The 254-nt window shown below is 47.6% G+C and carries 1 protein-coding gene; it reads left to right on the top strand.

Translation table 11 applies throughout. The features are described 5' to 3' along the window. Positions 1-22 precede the first annotated feature (22 nt). On the top strand, positions 23-254 hold a 232-nt coding region (locus tag AAEY79_RS15715), incomplete at its 3' end, for an MBL fold metallo-hydrolase RNA specificity domain-containing protein (protein ID WP_352289541.1).

Here is a 254-nt window from a genome sequence, read left to right as displayed (position 1 = left end):
AATCATTATTGCGGGCAGTGGTATGTGTAATGGCGGCCGCATTCGTAATCATTTTGTGCATAACCTATGGCGTAAAGAAGCCGATATTATTATTTGTGGTTTTCAGGCAATGGGAACGCCAGGCCGAATACTCGTCGACGGTGCTGAAGAACTGACGATTCATGGCCAGAGTATTAAGGTTGCTGCAAGTATCCATACGGTAGGTGGGTTATCAGCCCATGCCGACCAAGCCGAGTTATTGTCTTGGTATCGCC

The organism is Psychrobacter sp. GW64-MNA-CIBAN-0177, assembly GCF_040309585.1.
Lineage (GTDB): Bacteria > Pseudomonadota > Gammaproteobacteria > Pseudomonadales > Moraxellaceae > Psychrobacter > Psychrobacter okhotskensis.
Note: the sequence above shows the minus strand (reverse complement) of the source record. Positions and strands in the feature narration are given on the sequence as shown.